Origin of the sequence: Microbacterium hydrocarbonoxydans, from assembly GCF_023715885.1 — a bacterium.
In the GTDB taxonomy this organism is placed as follows: Bacteria; Actinomycetota; Actinomycetes; order Actinomycetales; family Microbacteriaceae; genus Microbacterium; species Microbacterium hydrocarbonoxydans_C.
In genome coordinates this window covers 173096-190927 of record NZ_JAMBOY010000002.1, presented here as the reverse complement: position 1 = coordinate 190927, position 17832 = coordinate 173096, and the positions used below count along the sequence as shown (strand labels likewise).

Sequence of the window (17832 nt, the reverse complement as noted above, 5' to 3'; positions counted from 1 at the left end):
CGAGGCATGGCCTGGAGAATCCGCGCGTTCGACCCACGAGACACCGAAGCGGTGGTCGCTCTCTGGGAGGAGGCCGGCCTCACCCGGCCATGGAACGACCCCCGCCGAGACATCCAACGGAAGCTCCAGGTGCAGCCCGAGCTCTTCCTCGTGGCCCTCGATGACACCGATGGCACCGATCCGCGCATCGTCGGAACCGTGATGGCGGGATACGACGGGCACCGCGGATGGCTGTACTACCTCGCGACGGCGCTGAGCCACCGCAAACGCGGGGTCGCCCGCGCCATCGTCGCGGAGGCCGAGCGGCTGCTCCTCGCCATGGGGTGCCCGAAGATCCAGCTCATGGTCCGCGAGGGCAACGAGCCGGTGCTGGCCTTCTACGACAGCCTCGGATACGAACGGTTCTCGGTGAGCAACACCGGCAAACGACTGATCGTCGACGCATAGGCGCGCTCCCTAGACTGGTGGCATGGTCGCATTCACCAAGGGGCACGGCACGGGCAACGACTTCGTCATCATCGCCGACCCCGACGGCACGCTCGACCTGAGTGCTGAGCAGGTCGCCGCGCTCTGCGACCGTCACTTCGGCATCGGCGCGGACGGCATCCTTCGAGTCGTGCGCTCCGCATCGATCCCGGAGGGGCGCGCGTCTCTCGACGAGGAGCCAGCCGCCGAGTGGTTCATGGACTACCGTAACGCAGACGGCTCCCTCGCGGAGATGTGCGGGAACGGCATCCGCGTCTTCGCCCACTATCTCCTGCGCTCCGGCCTCGCGGCGCTCGAGCCCGGATCGACCCTTCCGATCGGCACCCGCGCGGGAGTCCGAGACATCACCCGCAGCGACACCGGATACCAGGTCGACCTGGGCGCGTGGCGGCTCTCCGGTGATGACCCCCTCGTGAAGTCCGACGGCCTCGCCGTCACGCGTCCGGGACTCGGCATCGACGTCGGCAACCCTCACGTCGTCGTCGCTCTGGCGGAAGACGCCGAGCTTGCCTCCCTCGAACTCCACCGCGCCCCCGAACTCGACCCCGCGCCGCCGCACGGTGCGAACGTCGAGTTCGTCGTCCCCGCCGAGCCGCTCGTGCGCGACGGGGTGGGGCACGTGCGCATGCGCGTGTCGGAGCGCGGTGTCGGCGAGACGCTGAGCTGCGGCACGGGGGTCGCGGCGACCGCGCTGGCGGTCCGGCACTGGGCGGGCCCGCAGGCCCCGGATCATTGGCGCGTCGAGGTCCCCGGAGGCGTCCTTGGCGTGCGGATGTTCCCCGCCGAAGACGGCGAACACGTCGGTCTGTCCGGACCAGCGCAGCTCGTGTTCAGCGGAGAGGTCGAGCTGGTTTGACCCGCTGCATGCGTCGTGGGCGGATCAGTCCTCGGCGAGGGGTAGGGCGATGGGCTCTGTGGGCGGAGTCCCGTGCTTACGCACCTTGAGCACTCGGTAACCCTTGGCCGTGGCGGTGCGGTACACACTGAACCCCGGGTGGAAGGTGGCCCCGATCCAGCGCTGCAGCGAATCCGCGCCCAGGTTGCGCTGCACGACGAGCCAGGCATCGCTGCGCTCGTCGAGGCGCGGGATCCACTTCTCCAGCAGCCCGTGCAGCTCGTTCTTCCCCACGCGGATCGGCGGGTTCGACCGGATCGAGCGGAACATCACGTCGCCGGGAACATCTTCGGGGCGACGGGCGTTGACATTGGTGAGGCCTAACGCCGCCGCATTGCGGCGGACCAGGTCGAGGCCACGCTCATTGACGTCGACCGCCCAGACGGTCGCGTGAGGCGAAGCGAGCGCCATCGACAGGGAGATCGGACCCCAACCGCTGCCGAGGTCGAGAAGGTGACCTCCCGGCGGCACCGGAGGCATGTTGGCGAGCAGGACCGCAGTTCCGGCGTCCAGCCGATCCGGGCTGAAGACGCCACCCGCTGTGGTGACGTCCAGCTCGCGGCCTGCGAGCGATACACGGATCGTGCGCAGGTTCTCGGGACTCGCCGGGGCCGCAGTGAAGTAATGGTCGGACCCCATACCGTGAGCGTAGCGGACAGCGCGGGCTAAGGTTAAGGCTCGCAACCAAACCCAGAGAACAGGGACGGATGACGGATACCACGACACACTCGACCGGCGACGACGCGCTCGACCGCGTGCTCGCGAACGCCGAGCGGCGCACTGAGCCGCGAGTCTTCGGAGCAGCACAGGCGCTGCAGGACCGGGAGACGGCCGCACACGCGACGTCGGACGGCGATCAGTGGGATCTCGAGGATCGCCACGCGCTTCGCCGCGTCGCGGGGCTCTCCACGGAACTCGAGGACGTCACCGAGGTCGAGTACCGGCAGCTCCGACTCGAGAACGTCGTGCTCGCCGGCGTGTATCCGCAGGGTGCGCAGGAGGATGCCGAGAACTCGCTGCGCGAACTCGCGGCGCTCGCAGAGACGGCCGGTGCCGTCGTGCTCGACGGTGTGCTGCAGCGTCGCCCGCATCCCGACGCCGCCACCTACCTCGGGCGTGGCAAGGCACAGGAGCTCAAAGACATCGTCGCGGCCGTCGGGGCCGACACCGTCATCGCCGACACGGAACTCGCGCCGAGCCAGCGTCGCGCGCTCGAGGACGTGGTGAAGGTCAAGGTGATCGACCGCACGACCGTCATCCTCGACATCTTCAGCCAGCACGCGAAGAGCCGCGAGGGCAAGGCTCAGGTCGAGCTCGCCCAGCTCGAGTACCTGCTGCCGCGTCTTCGTGGGTGGGGTGAGTCCATGAGCCGTCAGGCGGGTGGCCAGGTCGGCGCCGGAGGTGCCGGTATGGGATCCCGCGGTCCGGGTGAGACGAAGATCGAGCTCGATCGTCGCCGCATCCGCACGAAGATGGCTCTGCTGCGCCGGCAGATCCGCGATTTCGGCCCTGCTCGCGAGGCGAAGCGCGCCGAGCGCAAGCGCAACACGATCCCGTCCGTGGCGATCGCCGGATACACGAACGCCGGCAAGTCGAGCCTCCTGAACGCGCTCACGAGCGCGGGCGTGCTCGTCGAGAACGCCTTGTTCGCGACCCTCGACGCGACCGTGCGCCGGTCCGAGACCTCCGACGGCCGCGTGTACACGCTGACCGACACCGTGGGGTTCGTGCGAAACCTGCCGCATCAGCTGGTCGAGGCCTTCCGGTCGACGCTGGAGGAGGTGGGTGACGCCGACGTCGTGCTGCACGTGGTCGACGGTTCGCACCCCGATCCGGCCGGCCAGCTGCAGACCGTGCGCGACGTGATGGGCGACGTCGGAGTCAGAGACCTGCCTGAGCTGGTCGTCTTCAACAAGGCCGACCTCATCGCGCCCGACGAGCGCCTGGTGCTGCGGGGACTCGAGCCGAAGGCGCACTTCGTGTCGTCGCGGTCGGGCGAAGGGATCGATGAGCTGCGCGCGGCGATCGAGGAGGCTCTGCCGAAGCCCGCGGTCGAGGTGCACGCGGTCGTCCCGTACGACCGTGGCGATCTCGTCGCGGCGATCCACGAGACGGGAATGCTGTTCTCGGTCGACCATCGGGAGGACGGAACCCTCGTGCACGCGCGGGTGTCGGAGCGCCTCGCCGCCGATCTGGAGCCGTTCGCGACGGACGCGTGACGCGACGGTCCCACCGGGCGGAGGTTCAGCGTGCCAGGAAGCGCGCCTCGACCGTCGCCGAGATGACGATGTCTTCGGGCTCGTACTCCATTGCGGGCGCCTCCGCGGCGAAGGCGGCCCCTCGGGCCGCCTTCATCATCATCGGTGCGCCCGGCGACGGCTGCCCACTCGACATCAGGCCGACGTCGGCGATCTCGCGCGGCGTGACCTCGGCCAGGCCCAGCGCTCCGGCGTACGCCTCGGCCCGCATCACCGCGACGCTCACGGCCTCGGCGGCCACGATGCGCTCGCTCTCCGTGCGAGTCGCGGGAGTGAGATGCCAGTCCACCCAGCCGAGCTCGACACCGTCTGAGAGCGAGACCTCGGAGACCCATTCCGACAGGTCCGACGCGTCTGTGAACGTGGCGGTGAGGTCGATGCTCGCGTAGTACACGGGCGCGAGGCGCTTGCCCTCTGTGTTCCAGGGGCGCTCGGCCCGCACGGAGAGTCGCTTGCTCGTCCAGTCGACCACCGCTCCGGCATCCGCCCTGCTCGTGATCGAGTCGCGCACCGGCTCGGTCAGGCGCATCACGCGGTCGACGACGACTACGCGATCCGGGCCGTCCGCGCGCACGCTGACCTGGATGGTCGCTCGTTCAGGTGCGATGCGCGTCTCGTGTTCTCCGCGGACGGTGATGGTGACTTCGCTCATGACGGCGACTCTACGCCAGCGGTCGGAGGGGGCGGAATGGCAGAGACCGCTCCGACGTTGTAGTCTGTGATGCTCGGGGACTTCGCTTCCCGAGATGAAAAATCCACAGAGTGACAGCGGCTCCTTCGAGAGAAGGACCACGGGGCTGATCGGTTTCGACAGCGCCTGTGAATCCACGAGAAGCGGGCCGAGGATGCAGAGTTATCTCGGAAACGCTCTCTGCAAAACAATAGTTGCCGAAACCAAGCGCAACGACTTCGCCCTCGCTGCCTAAGCGAGCCCGATAGTCCGTCAGACCATGTGTGATTCCGGCATGGATTCTGGCGTCATCTAGGAATCTTGCTGCGTGACGGCGTCTGGACGTCACGTGGGACTCTTCCCAGGCTGGGCTCGTCGACTTGGGTGTCTGTGACAAAGGTCGGAGCCGAGCAGAACGCTTCCACAGACTGCGCCCGGAGAAGGCGTGGAGACTCAGCGTTGGACGGGGGTTCGATTCCCCCCAGCTCCACCAGGTCGCTGTCACAGACGAAGCCCCGTCACCGCAGTCGCGGAGGCGGGGCTTCGTCGTGTCGGGGCGGTGCGCAACGGTGGAGGAGGGGTCAGCGGGCGCGTTCGAGCTTCTCGAGAGCGCTGCGCGCCGCTGTCACGGCATCCTCGGTCTCGTCGGCAGCCCGCGACGCCTCTGCGCGGCGTTCGCGCGCGTCCGCTGCATCGGTCTCAGCGCGCTTCGCTTCCCTGCGGGCGCTGTCGAGTTCCTTCTCAAGCTCGGCCACTCGCGAAGTGAGTTCCCCGGCACGGCTCGCGGCGTCCTTCGCGACGCGTTCGGCCTTGGCGGCATCTCGCGCAGCGCGATCGCGTGTCTGTTCGGCCTCGCGCAGGGCGCGCTCCGCGTCACGCCGAGCGCGGCGGGCTTTCAGCTCATCGGGCGGCGCCGGCGGTTCGGTCGGTGCGGAGGGAGTGCCCCCACCGACGATCGAGTCCATCGCGTCGGCGAAGGTTCCGGTGGGCTCGAGCTCCCGCACCAGCCGGCCCGAGGCCACGGCGGCGGCAGCATCCGGGTCGAAGAACGCCGCGGAGATCGTCTGCTGCACGGCATCCCGCGTCGACGCCGTGATCCGCTCTCCCCTTGACTCCGCGAGGTCCGCAGCGGCTGCCGCGAGCCGCGCGGTCAGTGCTCGACGGTCGCGTCCCAGCTGCGCGAGCGCTTTCGCGTCGAGATCCTCCTGTGCCTCGCGCAACTCCGCCGCGAGCTGAAGCGCTTCACCGAGCTGAGAGGCGCGCTCGCGGGCGAAGACGTTGACCACCCACGCAGCGACCGACGGCTTGCACAGGGCGCGGATGCCGGCGGCCATCGCCTTGTCGGACGCATCGGCGGCTCGCGCGTTGCGGGCTGCGATGAACTCGCCGAGTGGCTGAGTGTAGAGCTCGGCCGCGATCTCGGAGAGGGAGGGTGCCGCGCTCATGCGAGCGAGGTTACACCGCGACGCCCGCCGCGGACTCACCGACCTTGTCGATCGCCGCGGTCTCCGCGGGCTCGGGCACGAGATACATCCCTGTCGGAGTGTTCGCCGTGTAGGCGAGCGCTTCGATCCAGGCACGGTTGACAGAAGGGGAGCGGCTGCCGAAGTACTTGAAGACGATCGAGCTCCCGGAGTGGATCCAGACCGTCGTCCGGCCCCCGCCGACGCTGGAGTCCTCGCGCCACGAGAAGGGGAAAGGCTCGCCTCGGCGGAGCTTCGCGGTCATGACCAGCTGGATGTGCGTGAGGGCGCGGTCCTCGATCTCGACCTTCGGTCCGCCTTCGTAGACGAACTTGCCCATCGCCGCTCCTTCTGCTCGGTCACCACGGGAGCCCGTGTCACTAGGCGCGATCGGGTGATCGCTGAGTGGAGATGCTCTCACTCTCACACGCCGAGGAGCCGCTGGTATACCGGCGGCGCAGGACGGCACGCTTCCTCTTCGCCCGGTGTAATCACCGGTGCGCGGAATGTGCTCTTCAGCCGGCCCAGTCGATGAGGATCAATCCCTGCCGGGTATCGGCGAACTTCACCCAGCCGTCACCGAACAGGTACGTCATGCCGTAGCCGTCTTCGTCGGTGCCCATCGAGAACTGCGGGTCCTCGGTCAGGTAGATGCCGTCGGCGCCGTCTTCGCGCGTCCAGCCCTCTCCGAGCAGCGCGGTCTGCGCGCGCGAGGCGTCGTCCGGGGTGATCTGCGACCACCCGTACAGCTGGCCGTGGTCGGATGCGACGCTGTAGTCCGCCCAGAAGCACAGCAGACCGTCGGGGAGCGGCACGTCGCCGATCACGAACTCCTTCTCCTCGAACGTCCAGCCCTGCGAGGAGAGGGCGTCGACGGTGCCCGGCGAGATGATCGTGTCGCAGGCCGGTTCCGCAGCGTCAGCGGTCGGGGTCGGCGACGAGGCGGGCTCGGGCGTCGCGATCGGCGTCGGCTTCGCAGCCTCGGGCGTGGGCGAGGCCTCCGCGTCGGGCGTTGCTCCGCACGCCGTGAGGGCGAGCGCGAGAGCGAGGGCGCCGAACGCGGCGGCGGAGGTGCGGGGCTTCATCGCTGGCTTCCGGGTCAGTCGTGCAGGAGTTCGAGGAACGCGTCGTGGAGGACGCCGTTGGTGGCGAGTGTCGACAGGTCTGAGATCGTCTCCGCACCGTCGAAGCCGGTCATGCGTCCGCCGGCTTCGCGGACGATCGGCACGGCCGCCGCGATGTCGTACTCCTTCACGTCGAACTCGGCGACCATGTCGATGCGGCCTTCGGCGAGGAGCATGTAGGCGTAGATGTCGCCGTAGGCGCGGTCGCGCCACACGCGGTCTGCGAGGCGGAGAAGCTGGTCGCGATGGCCGGCACGCGTCCACTGGGCGATGCTCTGAAAGCTCACGCTCGCGTCATCGAGCGAATCGACCGCCGACACCTCGAGGCGCCGGGGGTCGTGATCTGTCGCGGTCCACGCGCCGAGGCCCGCAGCACCCCACCACCGTCGTCCGAGTGCCGGCATGCTCACCACGCCGACCTGCGGCACGCCGTCGATCGCGAGCGCGATCATGGTGCCCCAGAGCGGCACGCCCCGGAGGAAGTTCGCGGTGCCGTCGATCGGGTCGATGATCCACTGACGGTGAGTGTCGCCCTCGGCGCCGAACTCCTCGCCGAAGACGCCGTCTTCCGGGCGCTCGGTCGACAGGACGGCGCGGATCGCCCGCTCGGTGGCGAGGTCGGCATCGGTCACGTGCGAGCTGTCCGCCTTCCGCGACACCTGCAGGTCGGCGGAGTCGAAGCGGGGCAGGGACTGCGCGTCGGCGGCGTCGGCCAGCCGGAGTGCGAGCTGGAGGTCGCGGGACAGGTCGGCGGCAGCGGGGGAGGCGGTCACGCCTCAAGGATAACCGGCGACGTTTCGGGGAGAGCGGCAACGACGACATGCGACGACACGCGCGGGTTCGAGATGCCCACGTCCCGATTTCGCCCAGCGCTGCTCGGCTGGTAATGTAATTCCTCGGCCGGGGAAACCGGGCCACGCACCTCTAGCTCAATCGGCAGAGCAACTGACTCTTAATCAGTGGGTTCAGGGTTCAAGTCCCTGGGGGTGCACGGATCAGCCCCGGAATCTCTCGCCAGATTCCGGGGCTTTTTCGCGTCCACGGCGCTCCGAGCCCTCAGTCGCTCACACCACGGCGATGACGGTGCCGCCTGTCAGGTGCGTCAGGGTATCGAACGTCAACGGCATCACGGTGTGCGGGTGACCGGCCGCCGCCCAGATGACGTCGTGATCGCGCAGCGCCTCGTCGATGAACGTGCGCAGGGGAGACGGGTGCCCGACGGGCGCGACGCCGCCGATCGCCTGTCCGGTGGCCCCGCGCACGACGGCGGGCGGAGCCATCGACACGTCGACCGCCCCGATCGACCGGGCGAGCACGTCGAGGTCGACGGGATGGCCGCCGCTCGTCATCACGAGGATCGGCGCGCCGTCGGCCTCCAGCACCAGGCTGTTCGCGATCGCCGCGACCTCGCAGCCGATGGCGTCGGCTGCCGCCCTGGCCGTCCGAGCGGAGTCCGGCAGCACCCGGATCTCCGCCTCGACGCCCGCGCGGGCAAGGTGCTGCTGGACGAGGATGCTGCGCTCGGGGAGATCGGTCATGGCCCCACCGTATCGAGACGGTGGGGCCCTCCGGTCACGCCGCGTCGCCGATGAGGATCGCCGCAGCGTTCTCGGTCTCGGCGTCCGCCGGCTCGTCGTCGATATGGGCGAGCGCCTTGCGCCCCAGGAACACGGTCAGGGCCGCGATCAGGACCGCGGCGGCGGCCACGAGATACGGCACGGTGGCGTTGAGTGCGTGCCACAGGGCTGCGGCGAGCGGCGGCGCCATGGCGCCGCCGAGGAACCGCACGGCCGAGTACGCAGAGGAGGCGACGGAGCGGGGCAGATCGGTGGCCTCCATGACCGCCTCGGTCAGCACGGTGTTCATGATCCCGAGCAGCAGACCGCCGATGACGATGCATGTCACGAGCGCGGCGGCGGACGAGACCAGCAGTCCGGCCACGACGAGGTCGACCGCGAGGAGCGGGAGCACCAGGAGGATGACGCGGGTGCGCGGCATCCGGCGCATGAGGAAGGGCGCGACCCAGACGCTCGTCACAGCCAGAGCGACGCCCCAGCCGAAGAACGTGAACCCGATGCCCATCGCACCGAAGCCGAGGGGGAACGGCGAGAAGGCGAGCAGGATGAAGAAGCCGATGTTGTAGAACAGGGCGGCGACGGCGAGGATCGCGAGGGCCGGACGCCGCAGTGCGGTGAACGGGGCGGAGAAGGGAACGGGTGTGCGCTTTTCCTGCGGTCCGCGCAGCAGCACGAGGACCGCCACGAACGCGATGGCCATGAGCACCACGACACCGAAGAACGGGGCGCGCCAGCTCTGCTCGCCGAGGATGCCGCCGAGCAGCGGACCGATGGCGATGCCCAGACCGAGCGCGGCCTCGTAGAGCACGATCGCCGCGGCACTGCCTCCGGACGCGGCGCCCACGATCGTCGCCAATGCGGTGGAGATGAAGAGCGCGTTGCCGAGTCCCCATCCCGCGCGGAAGCCGATCACGGCGTCGACGCTGCCGCTCAGTGCGCAGAGCAGCGCGAACACCACGATCAGGGCGAGGCCGATGAGCAGCGTGCGCTTGGCGCCGATGCGGCTCGAGATCCAGCTGGTGACGAGCATCGCGACGCCCGTCACAGCGAGGTAGCTCGTAAAGAGCAGCTCGGTCTCGAACGGGCTCGCCTGCAGCGACTCCGCGATCGCCGGGAGGATCGGATCGACGAGCCCGATGCCCATGAAGGCGACGACGCAGGCGAAGGCGACCGCCCAGACCTGTGCCGGCTGCTTCCACACGGAGGTGGTGGTACTGCTGCTCACTGCTTTGCTCCTGTCGAGTCATTTGTGGTGTGCGCGGCGAGGATCTCGGCGGCCCGGGTCAGAGCGCGCCAGTCGTCATCGTCGAGATCGGTGAATCGCGGTGCCAGGGTGTCGCGGAACTCCTTCCGCCACGCGTGCAGGGAGTGGGACCCCTCCGGAGTGATCGCGACCGCGGTCGCCCGGGAGTCCTCGGGAACGGGGGAGCGCAGCACGAGGCCCTCCCGCTCCAGAGTGCCGAGCAGCCGCGTCATACCGGGCTGCGTGGTCCGCGCCGCCTCAGCGAGCTCGCCGACCCGCTTCGCTCCGTTCTGCTCGAGCAGACTCAGGACGCGCCATTGCGCGGCCGGCGCCTCGTTCCCGGCGTCCTGCGCGGCGATCCGCGCGAGTGCGTAGGAGGAGAGGACGAGCGAGGGGATGACGTCCTGACGATTCATACCATCAAGTATATACCCAATGGTATGTAAAAGGGGTCAGCGACGAGCGCCGGCGATCCGCGCTGACAGCTGATGGGCGTGCGCGAGCAGTATCCGACCGAGCTCGGGCGTGCGATCGGGGCCGAACCGGAACTCCACGCCGGTGAGGCTGAGGGCCCATTCCGGGCGACCCTGGCGATCGAAGACCGCGGCCCCCAGGCCCCAGCTGCCCTCGACGATGAGCCCGGGGTTCACGGAGTAGCCGCGCTCCTTGGTCTCGACGAGGCGGGTGCGCAGCGCAGCCTCACCGTGCGTGCGACCCCACCCTTCCGCGAGTTCGGGGTGGCGGTCGAGGTAGGCATCCACATCGTGGTCGGGGAGGAAGGCGAGGATGGCCAGTCCGGCGCTGGCGACGCCCAACGGGAATCGCACGCCTTCGCTGAGCACGAACGACCGGATGGGGAACGAGCCCTCCTCGCGCAGCAGGCAGACAGTCTCATCCGCCCGTCGCACCGACAGGAACGCGCTCTCCTCGGTCTTGACGGCGAGCGAGCGCACGATGTCGCGAGCCAAAGCCGTGACGTCGTAGCGGGTCGCCGCGACGGTGCCCATCAGAAAGAGCTCAGGGCCCGGCATCCAGCGTCCGGTGTCGTCGGAGCGGTCCACCAGGCCCTCGGCGCGCAGCGCGGTCAGCAAGCGGTGCGCGGTGGACCGAGAGAGGTCGGCCGCCTGCGCGAGCGACTGCAGGGTCGCTCCGTCCGTGCCGCCGGCGGTCACCAGCCGCAGCAGCGAGGCGGCGCGGGCGATCGCCTGCGCTCCGGGGACGGTGCGGATCTGTCGTTCCATAATGTGGACGCTAGGTGAGAGAGCGGCCACATCGCAAGAGCGCGCTTTCTCCGAGGCTCACGGAGAGCGCACGCTGGATGAAAGCACGTCTTCGAAGGAGCACACGTGATCGACAAGCAGTGGACGTCCGCCGCGGACGCCGTCGCCGACATCCCCGACGGAGCTTCGCTCGCTGTCGGCGGGTTCGGACTTTCCGGCAATCCGATCGCCCTCATCGAGGCGCTGCTCGCGCAGGGCACGACGGGGCTCAGCATCGTCAGCAACAACTGCGGCGTCGACGACTGGGGGCTCGGCATCCTCCTGCGCGCCCAGCGCATCCGAAAGATGACCTCGTCGTACGTGGGGGAGAACAAGGAGTTCGAGCGGCAGTTCCTCTCCGGCGAACTCGAACTCGAGCTCACCCCGCAGGGCACCCTCGCCGAGAAGCTGCGCGCAGGCGGCTCCGGCATCGCCGCCTTCTACACGCAGACCGGAGTCGGCACGCAGGTCGCCGAGGGAGGACTCCCGCGCCGATACCACCCCGACGGAACCGTCGATGTGGCGTCGCCGGCGAAGGACGTGCGGACGTTCGACGTGGCCGGCACGCCCCGCGAGTACGTCCTCGAGGAGGCGATCGCGACCGACTTCTCCCTCGTGCATGCTCTCGCGGGCGACCGCCACGGCAATCTGATCTTCAACAAGGCCGCCCGCAACTTCAATCCGCTGGCCGCCATGGCCGGGCGCGTCTGCATCGCGCAGGTCGAGCGCCTCGTCGAGCCGGGCGAACTCGACCCGGACAGCATCCACCTCCCCGGTGTCTTCGTGCACCGGGTCGTCGAGGTCGGCACCGACATCCCCAAGCGCATCGAACGGCGCACCGTCGCCACGGAAGGAGCCTGACATGGCGCTCACGCGTGACGAGATGGCCGCGCGCGCTGCGGCCGAGCTCGAGGACGGCTCCTACGTGAACCTCGGCATCGGGCTGCCGACTCTCGTGCCGAACCATGTGCCGCGCGACGTCACGGTCGTGCTGCAGTCCGAGAACGGCATCCTCGGGGTCGGCCCCTATCCGACCGAGGATGCCGTCGACCCCGACCTCATCAACGCCGGCAAGGAGACCGTGACCGTGCTCGCAGGCGCCGCGTTCTTCGATTCGGCGACGAGCTTCGGGATGATCCGCGGCGGGAAGATCGACGCCGCGATCCTCGGAGCGATGCAGGTGTCGGCGAGCGGCGACCTCGCGAACTGGATGATCCCGGGCAAGATGGTCAAGGGACCGGGCGGCGCCATGGACCTCGTGCACGGGGCCGCCCGGGTGATCGTGCTCATGGAGCACCTCGCGAAGGACGGGGCCGCGAAGATCGTGAACGCCTGCAGCCTCCCACTCACCGGTCGCGCGGTGGTCGACCGGATCATCACCGACATCGCCGTGATCGACGTGACCGAAGAGGGTCTCGTGCTCGTCGAGACAGCGCCGGGAGTCACCGTCCAGCAGGTGATCGACGCCACCGAGCCACCGCTCATCATCGCCCCCGCACTCGCACACTGACCGCGAGGCGACCGCAGACATCGGAAGGATGCCGACATGACACACCACACCGCACCCGACGCACCCAGGACCGGGAGCGATCACGACGTCGTGATCGTCGCCGCAGCGCGCACCCCGCAGGGCCGCCTCAAAGGGCAACTCGCCCGTTTCACCGCCCCGGAGCTCGGCGCGTTCGCGATCCGCGGCGCCCTGGAACGAGGAGGGGTGGATGCGGCGGACGTCGACGCCGTGATCGTCGGGCAGGTGCTCGCCGCCGGGTCAGGGCAGAACGCTGCGCGCCAGGCCGCGATCGGCGCTGGCATCGGCTGGGACGTCCCCGCGCACTCCGTGAACAAGGTGTGCCTGTCGGGGCTCACCGCGGTCATCGATGCGGCCCGGATGATCCGCACCGGCGACGCCGAGGTGGTCGTCGCCGCGGGCATGGAGTCGATGACGCGCGCCCCGCACCTGCTGATGGGGTCGCGCGACGGGTGGGCGTACGGGTCGGTCGAGGTGCTCGACCACATGGCCTACGACGGCCTCACCGACGCCTTCGACCGCGAGAGCATGGGGGCGTCGACCGAGCGTCATAACGAGCGCTACGAGGTTACGCGGGAGGCGCAGGACACCGTCGCCGCGCTCTCGCATCAGCGTGCGGCGGCCGGCCAGCAGGACGGCGTCTTCGACGCGGAGATCGTGCCCGTCGAGGTGCCGCAGCGCAAAGGCGCGCCCGTCGTGGTGTCGAGGGACGAGGGTGTGCGCCCGGACACCACGGTCGAGTCGCTCGCGGGACTCCGTGCGGCGTTCGCCGAAGACGGTTCGCTGACGGCCGGGAACTCGTCGCAGATCTCCGACGGCGCCTCCGCCGTCGTGGTGACCACGCGCGGCACGGCGGTTGCGAAAGGCTGGGAAGTGCTCGCCGCTGTCGGCGCGAGCGGACAGACGGCCGGGCAGGACAACTCATTGCACGCGCAGCCGGCTCGCGCCATCGAACAGGCCTGCGAGAAGCAGGGCATCGCTCCCGCCGACCTGGACCTCGTGGAGATCAACGAGGCGTTCGGAGCCGTCGTCGCGCGGTCGCAGTCCGAGCTCGGCCTCGACAGCGCGATAGTGAACGTCCACGGAGGGGGCATCGCGATCGGGCACCCGATCGGAGCATCGGGCAACCGTCTGGTCGTCCACGTCGTGCATGAGCTGACCAGGCGCGGCAGGGGCATCGCTGCCGTCGGGCTCTGCGGAGGCGGCGGCCAGGGCGAGGCGCTCATCCTCACCCGGTGACGCGAGGCCGCCGCGGGAGGGGGACTCAGCGCGAGCGCTTGAGCTCCTTGGAGAGGTTCTTCTCCTTCTTCTCCCGCTCTTTCTGCTGCTTGGCGTAGACGGGAGAGTCCTTGGAGACGGGCTTGCCCTGCTTGGCGCGCCGGGTGTCGATGACGGCGCCGATCGCGAGGGCGAACGTGATGCCCCAGCTCACCCACGCGAGCGCGGCGCGCCAGGTGATCGGCGTCTCGCGGGAACCGCGGAGCAGGGAGGCGCCCGACATGATCGCGCCGAGGAGTCCGGTGCTGGTGAGGTAGTTCATGTCCCTCACGCTACCCGGCAGGGTGGCCCGTCCGCCCAGTCTTGACAACCCGGCGGGATGCTGTCAGTCGTCGTTCCCAGCGAGTGTGAGCCGCCACGCGGTAGAATGACGGGGTCGCGGCTGGTCCGCGGCCGCAACCCGTGTATCTACCGGCCGCCGGCTCCCCGGCGGACAGCGGCGGCACCCGACCCCGCGTCCGCGGACGCGCGAGAGCCATGACACACGCCTCCCCCTCGACATCCTCCGTCGCCACGGCAACGCCTCCCGCCCCCAGCCTCATCCGCACGGCGGGCATCTCCTACTTCCTCATCGCGTTCATCGCGCGTCTGCCGTTCGCGATGATGGTCGTCGGGGTGCTCACGGTCGTCGTCTCGGCGCGCGGGTCTCTTTCGCTGGGTGGTCTCACCTCCGCAGCGGTCGGACTCGGCACCGCCTGCTTCGGGCCGTTGCTCGGCGCGGCCGCCGATCGCTTCGGCCAGCGCTTCGTGCTGTTCGCTCTCGCGATCGCCAACGGCGCGATGCTCGTCGTGTTCACCCTGGTCGTCTACGGCGAGGCAGCCGACACCCTCGTTCTGGTCGCCGCCTTCGGCATCGGCGCGACCGCCCCGCAGGTGGCTCCGATGTCGCGCTCCCGCCTGGTGACGATGATCACCGAGCGGATGCCGGAGTCGGTGCGTCCGCGCACGCTGTCGGGAACCATGGCGTATGAATCCGCGGCGGATGAGACCGTGTTCGTGTTCGGGCCGTTCCTCGTCGGCATCCTCGCGTCCGTGATCGCGCCCTGGGCGCCGCTTGTCGGAGCGGCCCTGCTCACCGTGGTGTTCGTCGGAGGATTCGCGCTGCATCCGAGCGCCAGGTCCGTGTCGATCCACCGCGGCGACGACGGGAGGGCGCCGTCCTCGGCATCCGAGCTCTTCCACCCACGGTTGCTCGTGGTGGTGCTCGGCATCCTGGGCGTCGGGATGTTCTTCGGCACCATGCTGACGTCGCTCACCTCGTTCATGGCCGACCGGGGCGCGTCGGAGGAGGCAGGTCTGCTCTACGGCGTGATGGGCGTCGGCTCGGCGCTCCTCGCGCTCGGCGTCGCCTGGCTCCCCGCGCGGTTCGCGCTGCGCGGGCGCTGGTTCGTCTTCTCGGGGATCCTGCTCGGCGGAACCCTGCTGCTGCTCCTCGTCGACACGCCGGCCACGATGATGGTGGCCCTGGGCATCATGGGAGTCGGCATCGGGCCGACGCTCGTGACGCAGTACAGCCTCGGAGCCGCCCGCAGCCCGCTGGGTCGCTCGGCGACCGTCATGACGATGCTCGGATCCGCGGTCGTCGTCGGGCAGTCGATCGGCGCAGCCGTCGCGGGGGAGCTCGCCGAGAACGTCGGGACGGGAGCCGCGCTCGCGCTCCCGATCGCCGCGGCCGGGGTAGCGTTCGCCGCGGCGCTTGTCAACTGGCGCCTGAGTCGCACGGGACCTCGCGTAGCCTCGGTCTGAGCCTCTGTAGCCTGAGGAGCACCGCACCGGATCGTCAGGAGCCTTCCCCATGCCCGCAGATTTCGTCGTCGTCGCTAATCGCCTCCCCGTCGACCGCATCGTCGGTCCGGACGGCGCGGAGGAATGGCGGACGTCGCCCGGCGGTCTGGTCGCAGCCCTCGAGCCGATGATGCGCAGCGCCCGCGGAGCCTGGGTCGGCTGGCCCGGTCAGCCCGACACCGAGCTCGAGCCGTTCGAGATCAACGGCATCGATCTCGTGCCCGTGTCGCTGAGCGCGGACGAGGTCGCCGATTACTACGAGGGCTTCGCGAACGACACCATCTGGCCGCTCTACCACGACGTGATCGCGCCGCCGCAGTACCACCGGGAATGGTGGGATGCGTACGTGCGGGTGAACCGCCGCTTCGCGGAGGCGGCCGCATCCATCGCCGCCCAGGACGGGACCGTGTGGGTGCACGACTATCAGCTGCAGCTCGTGCCGCAGATGGTGCGCGATCTGCGGCCTGACGTGACGATCGGGTACTTCCACCACATCCCGTTCCCCGCGCACGGCCTCTACGCCCAGCTGCCGTGGCGCGACCAGGTGCTCACCGGTCTGCTCGGGGCCGACGTCATCGGGTTCCAGCGCGCTCAGGACGCGACCTACTTCCTCACCGCGGTGCGCCGCCGTCTCAAGTACGAGGTCAAGGGCTCGAACGTCGCGGTGCCGACGGTCGACGGCGGCACCAGGTCCGCGGTCGCTCGGGCGTTCCCGATCTCCATCGACACCGCGCCGTACACCGAGCTCGCCGCGCGCCCCGACATCAGGGCGCGAGCGCAGGAGATCAGGGAGAGCCTCGGCAACCCGTCGAAGATCCTGCTCGGGGTCGATCGCCTCGACTACACCAAGGGCATCCGTCACCGCATCAAGGCATACGGGGAGCTGCTGGAGGACGGACGCCTGAACGTAGAGGACGTCACCCTCGTGCAGGTCGCGAGCCCGAGCCGCGAGCGCGTCGACGCGTACGTGCATCTGCGCGACGAGATCGAGCTCGCCGTCGGTCGCATCAACGGCGACAACGACACGATGGGCCACACGGCGATCCGCTACCTGCACCAGGGATATCCGCGCGAGGAGATGGTCGCGCTGTATCTCGCCGCCGACGTGATGCTCGTGACGGCTCTCAGGGATGGGATGAACCTCGTCGCTAAGGAGTACGTGGCTACCCGTGCCGACAACAGGGGAGTGCTGGTGCTCAGCGAGTTCACCGGAGCCGCTGACGAGCTGCGCCAGGCCGTGCGAGTGAATCCCCACGACATCGCCGGGCTCAAGGACGCGATCATGGAGGCCGTCGAGATGTCGCCCGCCGAGCAGTCCAGGCGGATGCGCTCGCTGCGCCGCCGGGTGCTCGAGAACGACGTCACCGCGTGGTCGGACGCGTTCCTCCGGGCTCTCTCCGAGGTCAGGTCGCGCTGACCCGGACGGCCATACTGGAGGGAACCCGTCGATTGGAGACTCTCCCGTGACCCGCAGCTGGACCCCCGGATCGTCAGACCCCGCCCTGAGCGCCATCGCGGCGACACCGCGGCTCGTGGTGGCCCTCGACTTCGACGGGACGGCGTCTCCGCTGGTTCCCGACCCGATGGCCGCGCGAGCGCTGCCCGAGGTCGCGGCGCAGGTCGCGCGTCTGGCCGAGCTCCCCGACACGGTGGTCGCCTACGTCTCCGGGCGCAGCATGCACGACCTGCGGGTCATCACCGAGCACACCGATGACTCGCTCATCGCACTGGCCGGTTCCCATGGTGCGCAGTACTGGTATCCGGGCCTCGGCGACGCGGACGCTGACGGCCCCGCGACGGGCGACGGCGACCGTGAGGAGCTCTGGGCCGCCGCCCGCCCGATCATCGACCGATACGAGGGGGCGGAGCTCGAGCCGAAGACGTTCGGGATGGGCGTGCACACGCGCACGGCCACGCGCGAGGTCGAGCAGGCGGTATTCGCCGAGATCGACGAGCTGGTCGCCGCGCGCTTCCCGCACTGGCGTCGTCGCTCCGGTCACCGCGTGCTGGAGTTCTCATCGCGGACGGAGGGGAAGGATGCCGCGATGGCGGCGCTCCGCGCCCACTTCGCGGCGACCGCGATCCTCTTCGCCGGCGACGACGTGACCGACGAGGACGCGATGCGCGTGCTCGAGGGCGACGACCTCGGCGTGCGGGTCGGGCCGGGGGAGACCGCGGCGGCGCTGCGTGTGGAGAGCCCACAGGAGATCGCGCTTCTTCTGGCGGCGCTGGCGGACGAGCGGGGCGCCCGTCGGGAATAGACTTC

The 17832-nt window shown here is 69.6% G+C and carries 20 protein-coding genes, 1 tRNA gene and 1 other RNA gene; 11 read left to right on the top strand and 11 right to left on the bottom strand.

The window, feature by feature from the left end; all coding sequences use genetic code 11:
- Positions 1 to 6 precede the first annotated feature (6 nt).
- Both M3195_RS05280 and dapF read left to right on the top strand, forming a co-directional pair.
- A complete protein-coding gene (locus M3195_RS05280; protein WP_251585507.1) occupies positions 7 to 447 on the top strand; it encodes a GNAT family acetyltransferase in 441 nt (146 codons plus the stop codon).
- Between the two features lie 22 nt (positions 448 to 469).
- Positions 470 to 1342, top strand: coding sequence for a diaminopimelate epimerase (gene dapF, locus M3195_RS05275; protein WP_251585506.1), 873 nt, complete (start codon positions 470 to 472; stop codon positions 1340 to 1342).
- Between the two features lie 24 nt (positions 1343 to 1366).
- Here dapF and M3195_RS05270 read toward each other — a convergent pair whose 3' ends face one another.
- Positions 1367 to 2020 carry a class I SAM-dependent methyltransferase gene (locus M3195_RS05270; protein ID WP_251585505.1) on the bottom strand — a complete coding sequence of 218 codons (654 nt, stop codon included), beginning with the start codon at positions 2018 to 2020 and terminating at the stop codon, positions 1367 to 1369.
- 68 nt (positions 2021 to 2088) lie between these two features.
- On the opposite strand from M3195_RS05270, the gene hflX reads away from it, so the two are divergent.
- Positions 2089 to 3600 carry a GTPase HflX gene (gene hflX / locus M3195_RS05265; protein WP_251585504.1) on the top strand — a complete coding sequence of 504 codons (1512 nt, stop codon included), beginning with the start codon at positions 2089 to 2091 and terminating at the stop codon, positions 3598 to 3600.
- 25 nt (positions 3601 to 3625) lie between these two features.
- Here the strand turns inward: hflX and M3195_RS05260 are convergent, their stop codons facing one another.
- A complete protein-coding gene (locus M3195_RS05260) occupies positions 3626 to 4291 on the bottom strand; it encodes an SIMPL domain-containing protein (protein ID WP_251585503.1) in 666 nt (221 codons plus the stop codon).
- A gap of 141 nt (positions 4292 to 4432) precedes the next feature.
- On the opposite strand from M3195_RS05260, the gene ssrA reads away from it, so the two are divergent.
- Positions 4433 to 4802: a transfer-messenger RNA gene (gene ssrA / locus M3195_RS05255) on the top strand.
- A gap of 88 nt (positions 4803 to 4890) precedes the next feature.
- Here the strand turns inward: ssrA and M3195_RS05250 are convergent.
- From M3195_RS05250 to hisN, 4 genes are all read right to left on the bottom strand, one after another.
- Positions 4891 to 5754: a transposase gene (locus tag M3195_RS05250; RefSeq protein WP_251585502.1), complete on the bottom strand. Its 864-nt coding sequence runs from the start codon at positions 5752 to 5754 to the stop codon at positions 4891 to 4893.
- A 10-nt stretch (positions 5755 to 5764) separates the two neighbouring features.
- The gene (locus M3195_RS05245; RefSeq protein WP_251585501.1) at positions 5765 to 6112 is read right to left on the bottom strand and encodes a DUF7882 family protein; all 348 of its coding nucleotides are present in this window, start codon (positions 6110 to 6112) and stop codon (positions 5765 to 5767) included.
- 175 nt (positions 6113 to 6287) lie between these two features.
- Positions 6288 to 6857 carry a hypothetical protein gene (locus M3195_RS05240; RefSeq protein WP_251585500.1) on the bottom strand — a complete coding sequence of 190 codons (570 nt, stop codon included), beginning with the start codon at positions 6855 to 6857 and terminating at the stop codon, positions 6288 to 6290.
- A 14-nt stretch (positions 6858 to 6871) separates the two neighbouring features.
- Positions 6872 to 7669, bottom strand: a complete 798-nt coding sequence (hisN, locus tag M3195_RS05235; RefSeq protein WP_251585499.1) for a histidinol-phosphatase — start codon at positions 7667 to 7669, stop codon at positions 6872 to 6874.
- 145 nt (positions 7670 to 7814) lie between these two features.
- Here hisN and M3195_RS05230 point away from each other — a divergent pair.
- Positions 7815 to 7887 (top strand) — tRNA-Lys (locus M3195_RS05230).
- 73 nt (positions 7888 to 7960) lie between these two features.
- On the opposite strand, the gene M3195_RS05225 is transcribed toward M3195_RS05230, so the two are convergent.
- The 4 genes from M3195_RS05225 to M3195_RS05210 are packed head-to-tail and all read right to left on the bottom strand — an operon-like array spanning position 7961 to position 10957.
- Positions 7961 to 8434: a YbaK/EbsC family protein gene (locus M3195_RS05225; protein ID WP_251585498.1), complete on the bottom strand. Its 474-nt coding sequence runs from the start codon at positions 8432 to 8434 to the stop codon at positions 7961 to 7963.
- A 34-nt stretch (positions 8435 to 8468) separates the two neighbouring features.
- Positions 8469 to 9698 (bottom strand): MFS transporter, encoded by a 1230-nt coding sequence (locus M3195_RS05220; RefSeq protein WP_251585497.1) that lies wholly within the window; start codon positions 9696 to 9698, stop codon positions 8469 to 8471.
- A complete protein-coding gene (locus M3195_RS05215; RefSeq protein ID WP_251585496.1) occupies positions 9695 to 10132 on the bottom strand; it encodes a MarR family winged helix-turn-helix transcriptional regulator in 438 nt (145 codons plus the stop codon). Before M3195_RS05215 ends, M3195_RS05220 begins: the two co-directional genes overlap by 4 nt.
- Before the next feature lie 36 nt (positions 10133 to 10168).
- Entirely contained in the window at positions 10169 to 10957 is a 789-nt protein-coding gene (locus M3195_RS05210; protein ID WP_251585495.1) for an IclR family transcriptional regulator, read from the bottom strand.
- A 105-nt stretch (positions 10958 to 11062) separates the two neighbouring features.
- Between M3195_RS05210 and M3195_RS05205 the strand changes: the two genes are divergently transcribed.
- Genes M3195_RS05205 through M3195_RS05195 form a run of 3 tightly spaced genes read left to right on the top strand, consistent with a single transcriptional unit; the run spans position 11063 to position 13742 of the window.
- Positions 11063 to 11836, top strand: a complete 774-nt coding sequence (locus M3195_RS05205; RefSeq protein WP_251585494.1) for a CoA transferase subunit A — start codon at positions 11063 to 11065, stop codon at positions 11834 to 11836.
- A gap of 1 nt (position 11837) precedes the next feature.
- Positions 11838 to 12485, top strand: a complete 648-nt coding sequence (locus tag M3195_RS05200; RefSeq protein WP_251585493.1) for a 3-oxoacid CoA-transferase subunit B — start codon at positions 11838 to 11840, stop codon at positions 12483 to 12485.
- Positions 12486 to 12521: 36 nt separating this feature from the next.
- Positions 12522 to 13742: an acetyl-CoA C-acetyltransferase gene (locus M3195_RS05195; protein ID WP_251585492.1), complete on the top strand. Its 1221-nt coding sequence runs from the start codon at positions 12522 to 12524 to the stop codon at positions 13740 to 13742.
- Between the two features lie 25 nt (positions 13743 to 13767).
- Here the strand turns inward: M3195_RS05195 and M3195_RS05190 are convergent, their stop codons facing one another.
- Positions 13768 to 14043: a hypothetical protein gene (locus M3195_RS05190; RefSeq protein ID WP_096715909.1), complete on the bottom strand. Its 276-nt coding sequence runs from the start codon at positions 14041 to 14043 to the stop codon at positions 13768 to 13770.
- Between the two features lie 215 nt (positions 14044 to 14258).
- Here M3195_RS05190 and M3195_RS05185 point away from each other — a divergent pair, with 215 nt between their 5' ends.
- From M3195_RS05185 to otsB, 3 genes are read left to right on the top strand one after another with little or no spacing between them, the layout of a single operon-like run.
- Positions 14259 to 15527, top strand: a complete 1269-nt coding sequence (locus M3195_RS05185) for an MFS transporter (RefSeq protein ID WP_251585491.1) — start codon at positions 14259 to 14261, stop codon at positions 15525 to 15527.
- A 49-nt stretch (positions 15528 to 15576) separates the two neighbouring features.
- The gene (locus tag M3195_RS05180) at positions 15577 to 16983 is read left to right on the top strand and encodes an alpha,alpha-trehalose-phosphate synthase (UDP-forming) (protein WP_251585490.1); all 1407 of its coding nucleotides are present in this window, start codon (positions 15577 to 15579) and stop codon (positions 16981 to 16983) included.
- A 46-nt stretch (positions 16984 to 17029) separates the two neighbouring features.
- Positions 17030 to 17827, top strand: a complete 798-nt coding sequence (otsB, locus tag M3195_RS05175) for a trehalose-phosphatase (RefSeq protein WP_251585489.1) — start codon at positions 17030 to 17032, stop codon at positions 17825 to 17827.
- The last annotated feature ends 5 nt before the right edge of the window (positions 17828 to 17832 follow it).